Origin of the sequence: Reyranella sp., assembly GCF_050185545.1 — a bacterium.
Classification (GTDB): Bacteria; Pseudomonadota; Alphaproteobacteria; order Reyranellales; family Reyranellaceae; genus Reyranella.
In genome coordinates, this window is record NZ_JBFWZI010000001.1 from 82,758 (window position 1) to 96,543 (window position 13,786).

Genomic DNA, 13,786 nt, shown 5'->3' on the forward strand with positions numbered 1-13,786 from the left:
TGCTGCGTCCGACCGCAAGCCGCGCCCCCAAGCGCGGCTTTTTTGTTTTCTGCGCCTGATTCGAGTGTGAGTCATGACCCACGACACTGCCAAGGTCTCCCCTTTCGCCCCCCGTCAGCTTGCCGACATGCCGCCAATCGAGGGCGTTCGCTTCGCCGCCTGCGAGGCTGGAATTCGCTACAAGCACCGCGACGATCTGATGGTCGCCGTGCTCGATCCGGGTACCGCCGCAGCAGGTGTGCTGACCCAATCCAAGACGGGCTCGGCGCCCGTGCTATGGTGCCGGCAGAGCCTCCAGAGCGGCAAGGCCCGCGTCCTGGTGGTGAACTCCGGCAACGCCAATGCCTTCACGGGCAAGAGAGGCCGGGAAGCGGTCGAGACGACCGCCAAGTTCGCCATGAACGCCGCGGGCTGCAGCCGGAGCGAGGTCTACCTCGCATCGACCGGAGTCATCGGCGAACCGCTGGAGGCGGGAAAGTTCCGGCATCTGCTGGACGGCCTCGTCAAATCGGCAACGGCCGATGCCTGGGCCAGGGCGGCGCGCGCCATCATGACAACCGACACCTATCCGAAGCTCGCGACCCGCAAGGCACGGATCGGAAACGTCGAGGTCTCAATCAACGGCTTCTGCAAGGGTGCTGGCATGATCGCCCCCGACATGGCGACGATGCTCTGTTTCCTGTTCACAGACGCGGCGGTCTCGGCAGCGGCCTTGCAGCAGATCGTGACAAGTGGTGCGGCGACGAGCTTCAATTGCATGACCATCGACAGCGACACCTCGACGAGCGACACGTGCCTGATGTTCGCAACAGGTGCCGCGGCAAAGCGCGGCCAGAAGCCGGTCGACGAGGTCGGCGACCCGTCACTCGCCGAGTTCACGGCGGCAACTCACGACCTGCTGAAGGAGCTGACGATCATGGTCGCCAAGGATGGCGAAGGCCTGTCGAAGTTCGTGACGCTCACGATACAAGGGGCGGAAAGCGATGCCGCCGCCCGCCGCATCGGGCTGTCGGTCGCGAACTCGCCCCTCGTCAAGACCGCGATCGCCGGCGAGGACCCCAACTGGGGTCGCGTCGTCATGGCCGTCGGCAAGTCCGGCGAGGCCGCCGACCGGGACAGTCTCTCGATCTGGTTCGGCCATCACGCCGTCGCAGAGAAAGGCGAACGCGCAGCGAGCTACGACGAGCGGACGATCGCCGCCTACATGAAAGCGCCCCAGATCGACATTCGGGTTGACGTGGGCGTCGGCGGCCCGGGCCGCGCCACGATCTGGACCTGCGACTTGACGCAGGACTACTTCCGGATCAACGCGAACTACCGGAGCTGAGCCCGGCGCCGCACTGCACCCAGGGCATTCGCATCGACTGCGCAGCCCTTCGGGCTGCTCCGCTCGGGATGACGGCTCTTGTAATATGCGACTCCCTGGCACTGCACCCGGCCGGCCTACTCGGCGGGCTTCAGCGTGGCCGCGCTCATGGCGCGCTCTCCCGGCAGCAGCGAGATCGCGCAGAAGCCCAGGAACGCAACGCCGGCCAGCACCATCAGCACCACCGGAAAGCCTGCCGCCTTCACCGTCGGCCCGATCAGGGCGACGACGATCGAGCTGACGCCGAAGCCGATCGCCAGCCGGGCGCCGGTGACCCGGCTGCGCATGCGATCGTCGATGTACTTCACGATCATGGCGTCGGTGAAGGGAATGGCGCCGAACACCAGCAGCATGAAGCCGATGGCGGTGACGAACAGGCCCCAATCCTCGACCTGCGAGGCGATCAGGAACAGCGGCACCTGCAGGAACAGGATGGGCAGGTAGACCGACTTCAGCGGAAATCGGTCGATCAGCTTGCCGACCACGAGCTGGGACAAGGAGGCCAGCGAGAAGATGACGAACAGCATGATGGCGAGCTCGGCCGGATCCTGAACCGCGCCCTTGACCCGCTCGCGCAACAGCTCGCCGTTCCCATTGGTGGTGAAGTTGAAGATGATGCTACCCGTCACCGCCGTGAAGGTCATGATGGCGAAGATGCGCGCCAGCACCGACGGCGGCAGGTCGTTCATCCTGGGCTTGCGCTTGGCCGGCGCCACCTCTTCGCGCGGCACCAGAATGGCGAACGCGACGGCGCAGGCCAGGCAGATCACGCCCGGCAGGATGAAGGCCATCTGCCACCCGAAGCGCTGGGCGATATAGACCGAGAGGCCGGCGGCGATGGCGATGCCCATGTTGCCGACCAGTCCGTTGACACCAATGGTGAAGCCGGGGTTGCGCGCCTTTTGCACCAGCATGGGAATGCCGACCGGATGGTAGATCGAGGCGAAGGCGCCCATCAGCGTCAACGCCGCGCCGATCTCCCACTTGTTGGTGCAGAGCGCGATGATCAGAGACGAGACGCCCATGCCGGCAAAGAAGATCACCATCATGATCCAGCGACCCCAATGGTCGCCCAGCCGGCCACTCACGATCGAGCCGGCGCCAAACATGAACAGGGCGCCGTAGTTGAACGGCGTAAGCTCGGTCCACTCGACGCCCCAGACGCCGGCGATGACGCCCCAGCTGTAGGCGAAGACCACCAGGATCCAATGATCCATGGCGTGACCGATGTTGAGCAGGATCGACGTGGGACTGGAATGACTCATGCGACGCGCACCCTGATTCTCTTCCACCGGGACGTCGCCGCTTTGGACCGCGGGCGTCTCGCCCGCTCGTCTCATGTGCGGGCGCGTCGCCCGCGGTCCAAAGCGGCGCATCCCAACCGAGTAGCGTCACCAGAATTTCGGGTACCACTGTCCGGCTTTCGCGAGACTGACAACTTATGTCTCAAAACGGACAAAGATCGACCGACCCGGCGGACTATCAGCGAGTGGCGCGTGCCGTCGCGGCAATGCCGAAGGATTTCGCCGCCGATTTCGTCATCGCCCCGCATCGCCATGAGCGGGCGCAGCTGATCTATGCCACGGCCGGCACGATGCGCGTGTCGACCGGTGCGGCAATGTGGATGGTGCCGCCGCAGCGCGCCCTGTGGATGCCGCCGGGCGTCGAGCATGGAATCGAGATGCTCGACCGCGTCACCATGCGCACGCTCTACCTGCGCGATGATGTCGCCACCGGCATGCCGTCGGGCTGCCGCGTGCTGCCAGTCTCGCCCCTTCTGCGCGAGCTGATCGTGCGCGCTACAGAGCTGCCCCTGCAATACGACGAGGGCGGGCCGGCCGGGCATGTGGTCGCCCTGATCGTGGCAGAGTTGCATGGCGTGCAGGCCCTGAAGCTCGACCTGCCGATGCCGACCGACCGGCGCCTCCGGAGCCTGTGCAGCGCCCTGCTCGCCTCGCCCGGCGATCGCCGCGGGCTCGAGGCGTGGGCACATACTGTCAACGCCAGCGCGCGTACTGTCGCCCGGCTGTTCCGTCGCGAAACCGGTTTCAGTTTTGCAGCGTGGCGCCAACAGGCGCGTTTATTGGAGGCCATGGGGCGGCTCGGCAGCGGCCAGCCGGTTACCAGGGTAGCGATGGATCTCGGCTACGACAGCATCAGCGCCTTCAGCGCCATGTTCCGTCGGGCCGCCGGCGCCTCGCCCAGCGACTACTGGCCGCGATCGTGACAAAGCCCTTACAGCTGTGGGGATTTATCCCGTAAATGCAACCGGTTAGGTCACAGAGTTCTTGACGTCCCCAGTGCAAATCTTCTGAATGCGCGACCCTTTTGCGTTATCCTGAACTGTCATTCACCCGGCAGCTATCCGGCGCCTGGAGTTCCTGTTGAAGCCGACCGATATCAAGACCCCGGACTATTTCCACAAGGTGGTCGATTGCCAGTGGGCCTGCCCCGCTCACACCCCCGTTCCCGAGTACATCCGGCTGATCGCCCACGGGCGCTACTCCGACGCCTACATGATCAACTGGAAGTCCAATGTCTTCCCGGGGATCCTGGGCCGGACCTGCGACCGTCCCTGTGAGCCGGCATGCCGGCGCAGCCGTGTGGAGGACGAAAATCTCGTCAAGGGCAAGAAGGAGCCGGTGGCGATCTGCCGGCTGAAGCGCGTCGCCGCCGACTACAAGGACGACGATATCGCGGTCCGCATGCCCAAGGCGCCGGCCAGGAACGGCAAGCGCATCGCCTGCATCGGCGGCGGGCCGGCCTCGCTTACGGTAGCGCGCGACCTTGCGGTGCTGGGCTACGAGATTGTGATCTACGATCAGGATCCCAAGCTGGGCGGCTTCATCCGCACCCAGATCCCGCATTTTCGCCTGCCCGAGTCGGTGATCGACGAAGAGGTCGGCTTCATCACCGACATCGGCAATATCGAGTTCCGCCACCAGCGCGTTGATTCGATCAAGGCTGTGCTGGCCGAGAATTACGACGCCGTGTTCGTCGGCTGCGGCGCGCCGCGCGGTCGCGAGCTCGAGGTGCCTGGCCGCAAGGAAGCCGCCGCCAACATTCATATCGGCATCGATTGGTTGTCGTCGGTGTCGTTCGGCCATACGACGTCCGTCGGCAAGCGCGTGATCGTGCTGGGCGGCGGCAACACGGCGATGGATTGCTGCCGCACCGCGCGGCGCCTGGGTGGCGAGGACGTCAAGGTGATTGTCCGCTCCGGCTTCGAGGAGATGAAGGCCTCGCCGTGGGAGAAGGAAGACGCGATGGGCGAGGACATCCCCATCCTGAACTTCCTGGTGCCCAAGGAAGTCACCCACGAGGGCGGCAAGATCACCGGCGTGCTGTTCGAGAAGGTGCGCGCCGAATACGACGCCAAGGGACGCCGCAGCCTGGTGCCGTCGGGCGAGCCTGATCAGCATTTCGAATGCGACGATGTCCTGGTGGCGATCGGCCAGGAGAACGCCTTCCCGTGGATCGAGAAGGATGCCGGCATCGAGTTCGACAAGTGGGGTCTGCCCAAGCTCAACGAGGCGACCTTCCAGAGCACCCAGCCCAAGGTTTTCTTCGGCGGCGATGCAGCCTTCGGCCCCAAGAACATCATCTGGGCGGCCGCGCACGGCCACGATGCGGCGATCTCCATCCACAAGATGCTGATCGGCGAGAACATCGAGGAGCGCCCGGCGCCGGGCGTCAACATCGTCAGCCAGAAAATGGGCATCCACGAGTGGAGCTACGACAACGATCCCACGATCGATAAACGCTTCAAGGTCCCGCATCGCGCCAAGGTCGATGCGTTGAAGGACATCATGGCGGAGGTCGAGCTCGGCTTCGATCCCAAGCTCGCCTACAAGGAGGCGCAGCGCTGCCTGAACTGCGACGTCCAGACGGTGTTCACCGGCTCGCTGTGCATCGAATGCGACGCCTGCGTCGACATCTGCCCGATGGATTGCATCACCTTCACCGACAACGGCGAGGAGAAGGACGTGCGGCTGCGCCTCAACGCGCCTGCCGTCAATGTCGGCCAGGATCTCTATATCGGCAACGACCTCAAGACCGGCCGCATCATGGTCAAGGACGAGGATGTCTGCCTGCATTGCGGGCTGTGCGCCGAACGCTGCCCGACCGGCGCGTGGGACATGCGCAAGTATTACATGGAAATGACACACGCGGAGCACGCATGCCGCAAGCACTAGCCGCCGTTAACGATTTCGTCGTCAAGTTCGCCAACGTCAACGGCTCCGGCTCGGCCAGCGCCAACGAACTGTTTGCACGCTCGATCCTGCGCATGGGCGTGCCCGTCAGCCCGCGCAACATCTTCCCGTCCAACATCCAGGGCCTGCCGACCTGGTACGAGGTGCGGGTCACCGAAAAGGGCTGGCTCGGCCGGCGCGGCGGCGTCGACCTGATGGTCGCAATGAACCCGCAAACCTGGGCGCAGGACGTCAAGGAGATCGAGCCCGGCGGCTACCTGTTCTACGACAGCACCAAGCCGATGCCGGCTTCTATGTTTCGCGACGACATCAACATCATCGGCGTGCCGCTGACGGCGATCACCAATGCCACCTATACCGACGCCCGCCAGCGCCAGCTGTTCAAGAACATCATCTATGTCGGCGCGCTCTCGGTGCTGCTCGAGATCGACGACAACGAGATCAAGCGGCTGTTCGGAGAGCAGTTCAAGGGCAAGGAGAAGCTGCTCGATTCCAACGTCAAGGCGCTCAATCTCGGCCGCGACTGGGTGAAGCAGCACATCGATCCCGACAGCGTGAAGCTCAAGGTCCGCAAGGCCGACAATGTCGGCGACCGCATCTTCGTCGAGGGCAACAACGCCGCCGCGCTGGGCGCCGTCTATGGCGGCGCCACGGTGTGCGCCTGGTACCCCATCACGCCCTCCTCGTCGCTCGCCGAAGCCTTCCAGGCGCATTGCAAGCGGCTGCGCCACGACAAGGAGACCGGCAAGGCCAAGTACGCCATCGTCCAGGCCGAGGACGAACTCGCCTCGATCGGCATGGTGATCGGCGCGGCCTGGAACGGCGCGCGCGCCTTCACCAGCACGTCGGGGCCGGGCATCTCGCTGATGACCGAGTTCATCGGCCTCGCCTCCTTCGCCGAGGTGCCGGCCGTGATCGTCAACGTGCAGCGCGGCGGGCCGTCGACCGGCATGCCGACCCGCACGCAGCAATCCGACCTGCTGAGCTGCGCCTACGCCTCCAACGGCGACACCAAGCACGTCCTGCTGTTCCCCGAGGACCCCAAGGAGTGCTTCGACTTCACCGCCGACGCGCTCGATCTCGCCGACCGGCTGCAGACTCCGGTGTTCGTCATGACCGATCTCGATATCGGCATGAACCATCGGCTGTGCCAGCCCTTCGAGTGGGACGAGACGCGCCAGCTCGACCGCGGCAAGGTGATGACCGCCGAGGAGCTGGAGGCCGGCAAGAATTTCGGCCGCTACCTCGACGTCGACGGCGACGGCATCCCGTACCGCACCTACCCTGGCACGCATCCAAGCAAGGGCTCCTACTTCACCCGCGGCACGACCAAGGACGAGTACGCGCGCTACTCCGAGGAAGGCCCGGTCTACGTGCGCAACATGGAGCGGCTGCTGAAGAAGCTCGACACGGCGCGCAGGATCGCGCCGCAGCCGCTGCGCTACGCCGCGCCCAAGCCGACGCGCTTCGGCGTGATCTATTTCGGCTCGACCAGCCCGGCGATGTCCGAGGCGCTCGACCATCTCGAGGAGGGCGGCGACCATGTCAATGCGCTGCGCGTGCGCGCCTTCCCGTTCGCCCAGTCGGTCGAGGATTTCATCCACGAGCACGACAAGGTGTTCGTGGTCGAGCAGAACCGCGACGGCCAGCTGCGTTCCATGATCATGAACGAGTTCACATTGGACGCGCGCAAGCTGGTTCCCGTCCTGCACTATGACGGCACGCCGATCACGGCGCGCTTCATCGCGGCCGACATCGCCAAGAAGCTCGGCCAGCTCAAGGTTGTTCCGTTCGAGAAAGCGGCGTCATGACCTACATTGCCAAGCCCAAGCTGCACCATCCCTCGCTGGTCAAGAACAAGGCTGGCTACACGCGGCGCGACTACGAAGGCGCCGTGTCGACCCTGTGCGCGGGCTGCGGCCACGATTCCATCAGCGCCGCCATCATCCAGGCCTGCTTCGAGCTCGACATCCAGCCGCACCAGGTGGCCAAGCTTTCCGGCATCGGCTGCTCGTCCAAGGCGCCGACCTACTTCGTCGGCGCCAGCCACGGCTTCAACACCGTGCACGGCCGCATGCCGTCGGTGATGACCGGCGCCAACCTCGCCAACCGCGACCTGATCTACATGGGCGTGTCGGGCGACGGCGATTCGGCCTCGATCGGCCTCGGTCAGTTCGCCCACATCATGCGCCGCGGCGTCAACATGACCTACATCGTCATGAACAACGGCGTGTACGGCCTGACCAAGGGGCAGTTCTCGGCGACCGCCGACAAGGGCTCGATCAGCAAGAAGGGCGTGGCCAATTCCGACGAATCGATCGACCTGGTCTCGCTCGCCATCCTGATGGGCGCCAGCTTCGTTGGCCGCTCCTTCTCGGGCGACAAGCACCAGCTGGTGCCGCTGATCAAGGCCGCCATGGCGCACGGCGGTGCGGCTTTCCTCGACGTCATCAGCCCGTGCGTGGCCTTCAACAACCACGCCGGCTCGACCAAGAGCTACGAGTACGTGCGCGAGCACAACGAGGCGCTGAACCGGCTCGACTTCATCGAGGGCCGCGAGGAGATCACCACACAGTACGATCCCGGCACGGTGACGACGGTGCAGCAGCACGACGGCTCGTTCCTGCGCCTGCGCAAGCTCGGCGAGGATTACGATCCGTCCGACAAGATCGCCGCCATGAAGCGCGTCCAGGAAGGGCTGGCTGCCGGCGAGGTGGTGACCGGCCTGCTCTATGTCGATCCCACGCCGCGCGACTTGCACCACCATCTGAACACAGTGCCTCAGCCGCTCAACACCCTCGGCACCGCCGATCTCTGCCCCGGCCCGGCGGCGCTCGAGCGCATCAACGCCAGTCTGCGCTGATCTCGCGCTCCTCCCCAGCTCCACTCCCTGGCAACTCCGCTGGGGAAGCGCCATGCCTCATGCGGACCGCGGGCGTCTCGCCCACTCATGATCATGAACCATGAGCGGGCGAGACGCCCGCGGTCCGCATGAATTTCCCCGACTTTGACAGCGCGAATCGCCCACCCTACAAGCGGCCGAAGGGCCGGCGGGCGGGAGTCGGCGTGCGTGGGGGCAGGGATGGATGAAGGGCGCCAGCCGGAGCCGTCGGTATCGGCCCTGATCGACCGGTTCAAGACGCACCGGGCGACCATCGGCGTGATCGGCCTCGGCTATGTCGGCCTGCCGCTCGGCTGCACAATGGGACGCAAGGGCTTCAATGTCCTGGGCTTCGACATCGATCCGGCCAAGGTCGAGCTGATCAACGCCGGCAGCTCCTACCTCAGTCATATCGGCACCGGGGAAATCGCCGAACTGCGCGGGACCGGCCATCTCGCCGCGACGACCGACTTCGGCCGCCTCGCCGAGTGCGATGCCATCATCCTGTGCGTGCCGACGCCGCTCACCCCGCAGCGCGAGCCCGACCTCACCTTCGTTGTCCGCACCACCGAAACGGTTCTGCCCCATCTGCGGCCGGGCCAGCTCGTCGTCCTCGAATCGACGACTTATCCGGGTACCACGCGCGACGTCGTGCGGCCGATCCTGGAGCGCAGCGGCCTGAAGTCGGGCCGCGATTTCTTCCTCGCCTACTCGCCCGAGCGCGAGGATCCGGGCAACGCGAGCTTCTCGACCGCGGCCATCCCCAAGGTGGTGGGTGGCGACGGGGCCGAGGCGCTCGGCCTCGCCTGCGCGCTCTATGACGAGGTCGTGACGCGCACCGTGCCAGTGTCCTCGCTGGAGGCCGCCGAGGCGGTCAAGCTCACCGAGAACATCTTCCGCTCGGTCAACATCGCCCTCGTGAACGAGCTCAAGATCGTCTTCGAGGCGATGGGAATCGACGTCTGGGAGGTGATCGAGGCGGCCAAGAGCAAGCCGTTCGGCTACATGCCGTTCTACCCCGGTCCGGGCCTGGGCGGCCATTGCATCCCCATCGACCCCTTCTACCTCACATGGAAGGCGCGCGAGTTCGACGTCACCACCCGCTTCGTCGAGCTGGCCGGCGAGATCAATACGGCGATGCCCATGCGTGTGGTCACGCGCGCCATCGAGGCCCTGAGCGATCATGCCGGGCGCGCTCCCAAGGGGGCCCGCATGCTGATCCTGGGGGTGGCCTACAAGAAGAACGTCGACGACACGCGCGAGAGCCCGGCCTTCAAGATCATGGAGCTGCTGGAGAAGCGCGGCGTTCACCTGGAATTCCATGATCCCATGGTCGCCGAGATCCCGATTACGCGCGAGCACGCCGAGTTCGCCGGGCGGCGCTCGGTGCCGCTGACCAGGGACGTCGTGTCGGGCTTCGATGCGGCGATCATCTGCACCGATCACGACGCCGTCGACTACGTGAGCCTCGTCGCCTGGTCGCATCTGGTCATAGACACCCGCAATGTCTGCGCCCGCACCGGCGCCGTGGGCGGGCATGTCGTCAAGGCCTAGCCGCACGGAACGCCGATCATGCGCTGCCTTGTAACCGGCACGGCTGGCTTCGTCGGCTTCCACCTCGCGCGTCGGCTGCTCGAGCTCGGCCACCAGGTTACGGGCATAGACGGCATGACACCGTACTACGATCGCGGGCTCAAGCAGGCCCGGCACGCCGAGCTCGCCCACTTTGGCTCCTTTCGATCACACGTCTGCATGCTTGAGGAGGCCGACCGGCTCGGCGCCCTCTACGAGCAGGCGGCCCCCGACATCGTGCTCCACCTCGCCGCCCAGGCCGGCGTGCGCTACAGCCTCGAGAATCCGCGTGCCTACATCGAGTCGAACATCGTCGGCAGCTTCAACCTGGTCGAGCTCTGCCGCCGCTCGCGGCCGCGCCATCTGCTGATCGCCTCGACGAGCTCGGTCTACGGCGACAGCACCGACTTTCCGCTCGCCGAGACGGCTCCCGCGAACCATCCGCTGACTCTCTATGCCGCCTCGAAGAAGGCGGTCGAGGCGATCGCCCATTCCTATGCCCATCTGTGGGACATACCGACCACCCTGTTCCGCTTCTTCACCGTCTATGGCCCCTGGGGCCGGCCGGACATGGCCTACTTCAAGTTCACCGAACGCATTCTCGCCGGCCGTCCGATCGACATCTACAACCACGGCCAGATGGAGCGGGACTTCACCTATATCGACGATCTCGTCGAGGCGATCGTCCGACTCTGCGACGTTCCTCCCATCCGCGGCAGCCTGAGGACGGTATCGACCGATTCGTCGAGCCCGGCCGCGCCCTATCGGATCGTCAATATCGGCGGCCGCCATCCGGTGAAGCTGCTCGACTTCGTCGCCGAGATCGAACGGGCGACCGCCAGGAAGGCCATCCGCAACTACATGGGGATGCAGCCCGGCGACGTGCTGCGCACCGAGGCCTCGACCGACTTCATCGACGCTCTGATCGGCTATCGGCCGGCGACACCGCTTTCGCTCGGCCTTGGCGAGTTCGTCCGGTGGTATCGCGCGTACTATCGAGCCTGAGCAAGAAAGGTCCCCAGACGGCACGGCCCTCCGGGCGGCTCCGCTCGGGATGACGGAATTTTTTGCCATAGGCGAATACCCTGCATCGGCATCGGGGAGATTCCCCCTCCCTCCGGCCAATGGTGTTGCGGACAGCACCTGAGCAGGCTCACCTCCCCCTTGTGAATGACGGCGCGCCACCAGGGTGGGCCCGTCGCTTGACTCTTATCATTAGTATATACTAATCATAAGTCATGGCTGATGACATCCTTCAGCTCGCGGCGCTTGGCGACCCGACCCGTCGGGCGATCTTCGAACTCGTCGGGGAGCGCCCCCGCTCCGTGGCGGAGATCACGCGGGCGGTGACGGTCTCGCAATCCGCGGTCTCACAACATCTCAAGGTGCTGCGCGAATCGCGGCTGGTCCGCGCCGAGCCGAGGGGCGCCAGCAACGTCTACCACATCGACCCGCACGGGCTTGGCCAGATGCGCGCTTGGCTCGACCGGTTCTGGAGCAAGACCCTGGCTGCCTACAAGGTCGCCGTCGAACAACCGCCAGAGGAGTCACGATGAATACCCGGGTACCCATCACGTCCGTGAAACAGTCCGTCGTGGTCGAGGCGCCTATCGAGCGTGCCTTCAAGGTCTTCACCGAGCAGTTCGGCAGTTTCAAGCCTCCTGAGCACAACCTGCTCGGCGTCCAGATTGCCGAGACGGTGTTCGAGCCTCGGGTCGGCGGCCACATCTATGACCGCGGCATCGACGGCAGCGAGTGTCGCTGGGCGCGCGTACTGGCCTACGAGCCCCCCAAGCGGGTGCTCCTGAGCTGGGACATCAGCCCGCAATGGCAGATCGAGACCGATCCGAACAAGACCAGCGAGTGGGAAGTGCGGTTCACTGCCGAGACGGCGAACCGGACCCGCGTCGATCTCGAGCACCGGAGTCTCGAGCGCCACGGCGGGGGCTGGGAAAGCGTCCGCGATGGTGTTGCCGGGGATCAGGGTTGGCCGCTCTATGTGCGGCGTTTCGCAGGCCTGTTTGCCCGCCAGGCCTGACGGCCGCACGTGCGCCGCCGTCGACCTGAACATCGCGCGCCGGAACTGCCCCCGGTCCCGTTACTGTCAAGCAGCAGAGATCAGCATGGAAGCCTACACCTTGAGCGTCATCGGAGTGCTCGCCCTCTGTCTACTGTCCCTCCTTCTGGCAATCTATTCGGGAGTGTCCAAAGGCCGTGCCGGAGCGCTGTCCGGTCCGCTGCTCCCGGCCGATGACGGGAACTCGCTCTACCGCATCGACCGCGTGCACATGAACTCCGTGGAGGCGCTGGCGCCTTTCGTCGTGCCGGCCGTGCTGGCAATGATGGTGGGTGTCAGGCCGGCTACCCTGGCGGTGCTGATCTGGCTCCATGTCGCGATTCGGCTGGCTCACCTGGCGGTCTATCTGCGCGGCGGCAACGCCGCAAAAGGGGGCAGCCTCAGGACCGTTCTCTACGTCTCGGGAGCACTGGTCACCCTGGTTCTTGTCGTCGTGACCGGCTGGGCAGCCATCTACTGAGCGACCTCGTGGCTGCGGCTCGGAATTGTTCGGATCGGCAGCCGTGTCTTGTACTTCCTGCTTCTCAGTTTCATCGACTCCGCGGACGGCATTCAAAGATCGACCCGCTCGTCGGCCACCGCCCTGCGCTTGTCCATGTTGAAGCGGCCGGCATAGATCGGTCGCTCGCCGGTCGTCGGGCCGGGATACTGAACGATCAGGATCTCGCCGCCGCTTTCGGTGTGGAACTCGCCTTCGAAGTGCGGGTCGGGATGGAACAGCATGGAACCCGGCGTGCAGCGCTTGCCGCCGATGGTGAACTCGCCCTTGAGCACGTACCAGACCTGCGCGAAGCCGTGATAGTGCTCCGGATGAAAGGCGCCCGGCTCCAGGCGCAGGATGCCGGCATTGGGCTCGGTCGGGCTCTCGGGCCGCGGATGAAACAGCATCTTGCCGGTTTCGCCCGGCCAGCGGATCGTCTCCCAATCGATATCGTCGACGTGCCGGACCTGCCAGGGCAGATGGTCCTTGCGAGAGGCCTCGCGCGACGTCGTGAGGGCGGCATTTGCGGTCGCGCTATCGGGAATGTCCTTGCTCATCGTTGGGGCTCCTCGGGTTGGGGGGACGAGGCTAGGCGCCACCAGTCGGGCGCCTCGGCGGATTCGGTGGACCTGGTCACGGCCATCAGCATGTGGGCCTTGCCGCGACCGGCATTCTCGGCCCGGTGGGGCTGCTGCGAATCGATGAAGATCGCGTCGCCGGCCTTCAGCCGATGCTGCTCCTCGCCGACGAAGAAGCGGACCTCGCCCGACAGCACGTAGCAATGCTCCTGGCCCGGATGCGACACCATCGCTTCCATCCGAGCCTTTGCCGGGAACACGAGATGAAAGACCTCCAGGCGATCGAGTGGCGCGCCACCACCCAGCGACTGCCAGAGGTAGCCGGTCGCCGCGACCTCCTGGAACCTGGGCGCATGGCCGCGATGAATCGAAACGCGCGTCCGGGCCGGCGTCGCGGCGCCGCCGAACAGCTCGTCGAGCCCGAGACCGACCACGTCGGTGAGCTGCAGCAGGTTGGCGATCGAGGCGTTGCTGTGTCCGCGCTCGAGCTTCGACAGGAAGCCTTCGGAAACGCCGGCCCGGTTGGCGACGTCGGCCAGCGTCAAGCCGGCACCGAGACGGGCGCTGCGCAGACGACGGCCGGCCTCGCGGGCGGTACGTTCGACCTTGTCCATTGC

13 protein-coding genes are annotated in these 13,786 nt (G+C 65.5%); 10 read left to right on the top strand and 3 right to left on the bottom strand.

Features of this window, described 5'->3' with window-relative positions:
• Window positions 1-73 precede the first annotated feature (73 nt).
• Complete coding sequence (gene argJ, locus AB7O82_RS00415) at window positions 74-1,327, top strand: bifunctional glutamate N-acetyltransferase/amino-acid acetyltransferase ArgJ (RefSeq protein ID WP_428543565.1); 1,254 nt, start codon at window positions 74-76, stop codon at window positions 1,325-1,327.
• A 116-nt stretch (window positions 1,328-1,443) separates the two neighbouring features.
• Here argJ and AB7O82_RS00420 read toward each other — a convergent pair whose 3' ends face one another.
• Window positions 1,444-2,631 carry an MFS transporter gene (locus AB7O82_RS00420; RefSeq protein WP_428543563.1) on the bottom strand — a complete coding sequence of 396 codons (1,188 nt, stop codon included), beginning with the start codon at window positions 2,629-2,631 and terminating at the stop codon, window positions 1,444-1,446.
• Between the two features lie 224 nt (window positions 2,632-2,855).
• Between AB7O82_RS00420 and AB7O82_RS00425 the strand changes: the two genes are divergently transcribed.
• The 9 genes from AB7O82_RS00425 (at window position 2,856) to AB7O82_RS00465 (ending at window position 12,570) form a co-directional block, all read left to right on the top strand.
• On the top strand, window positions 2,856-3,593 hold the full coding sequence (locus tag AB7O82_RS00425) for an AraC family transcriptional regulator (RefSeq protein WP_428543561.1): 738 nt from the start codon (window positions 2,856-2,858) through the stop codon (window positions 3,591-3,593).
• 157 nt (window positions 3,594-3,750) lie between these two features.
• A complete protein-coding gene (locus AB7O82_RS00430) occupies window positions 3,751-5,562 on the top strand; it encodes an FAD-dependent oxidoreductase (protein ID WP_428543559.1) in 1,812 nt (603 codons plus the stop codon).
• Window positions 5,547-7,391, top strand: coding sequence for a 2-oxoacid:acceptor oxidoreductase subunit alpha (locus AB7O82_RS00435; RefSeq protein ID WP_428543557.1), 1,845 nt, complete (start codon window positions 5,547-5,549; stop codon window positions 7,389-7,391). Before AB7O82_RS00430 ends, AB7O82_RS00435 begins: the two co-directional genes overlap by 16 nt.
• Window positions 7,388-8,443, top strand: coding sequence for a 2-oxoacid:ferredoxin oxidoreductase subunit beta (locus AB7O82_RS00440; RefSeq protein ID WP_428618376.1), 1,056 nt, complete (start codon window positions 7,388-7,390; stop codon window positions 8,441-8,443). The genes AB7O82_RS00435 and AB7O82_RS00440 overlap by 4 nt, the downstream gene beginning before the upstream one ends.
• A gap of 219 nt (window positions 8,444-8,662) precedes the next feature.
• Complete coding sequence (locus AB7O82_RS00445) at window positions 8,663-10,015, top strand: nucleotide sugar dehydrogenase (RefSeq protein ID WP_428618378.1); 1,353 nt, start codon at window positions 8,663-8,665, stop codon at window positions 10,013-10,015.
• Between the two features lie 18 nt (window positions 10,016-10,033).
• Window positions 10,034-11,038, top strand: coding sequence for an NAD-dependent epimerase/dehydratase family protein (locus tag AB7O82_RS00450; RefSeq protein ID WP_428618381.1), 1,005 nt, complete (start codon window positions 10,034-10,036; stop codon window positions 11,036-11,038).
• 233 nt (window positions 11,039-11,271) lie between these two features.
• Window positions 11,272-11,589 (top strand): ArsR/SmtB family transcription factor, encoded by a 318-nt coding sequence (locus tag AB7O82_RS00455; protein ID WP_428543301.1) that lies wholly within the window; start codon window positions 11,272-11,274, stop codon window positions 11,587-11,589.
• Window positions 11,586-12,071 carry an SRPBCC family protein gene (locus tag AB7O82_RS00460; protein WP_428543299.1) on the top strand — a complete coding sequence of 162 codons (486 nt, stop codon included), beginning with the start codon at window positions 11,586-11,588 and terminating at the stop codon, window positions 12,069-12,071. Before AB7O82_RS00455 ends, AB7O82_RS00460 begins: the two co-directional genes overlap by 4 nt.
• An 85-nt stretch (window positions 12,072-12,156) precedes the next feature.
• Window positions 12,157-12,570: an MAPEG family protein gene (locus AB7O82_RS00465; RefSeq protein WP_428543297.1), complete on the top strand. Its 414-nt coding sequence runs from the start codon at window positions 12,157-12,159 to the stop codon at window positions 12,568-12,570.
• A gap of 92 nt (window positions 12,571-12,662) precedes the next feature.
• On the opposite strand, the gene AB7O82_RS00470 is transcribed toward AB7O82_RS00465, so the two are convergent.
• The gene (locus tag AB7O82_RS00470) at window positions 12,663-13,148 is read right to left on the bottom strand and encodes a cupin domain-containing protein (protein ID WP_428543295.1); all 486 of its coding nucleotides are present in this window, start codon (window positions 13,146-13,148) and stop codon (window positions 12,663-12,665) included.
• Window positions 13,145-13,783, bottom strand: coding sequence for a helix-turn-helix domain-containing protein (locus AB7O82_RS00475; RefSeq protein ID WP_428543293.1), 639 nt, complete (start codon window positions 13,781-13,783; stop codon window positions 13,145-13,147). Before AB7O82_RS00475 ends, AB7O82_RS00470 begins: the two co-directional genes overlap by 4 nt.
• Between the last annotated feature and the right edge of the window lie 3 nt (window positions 13,784-13,786).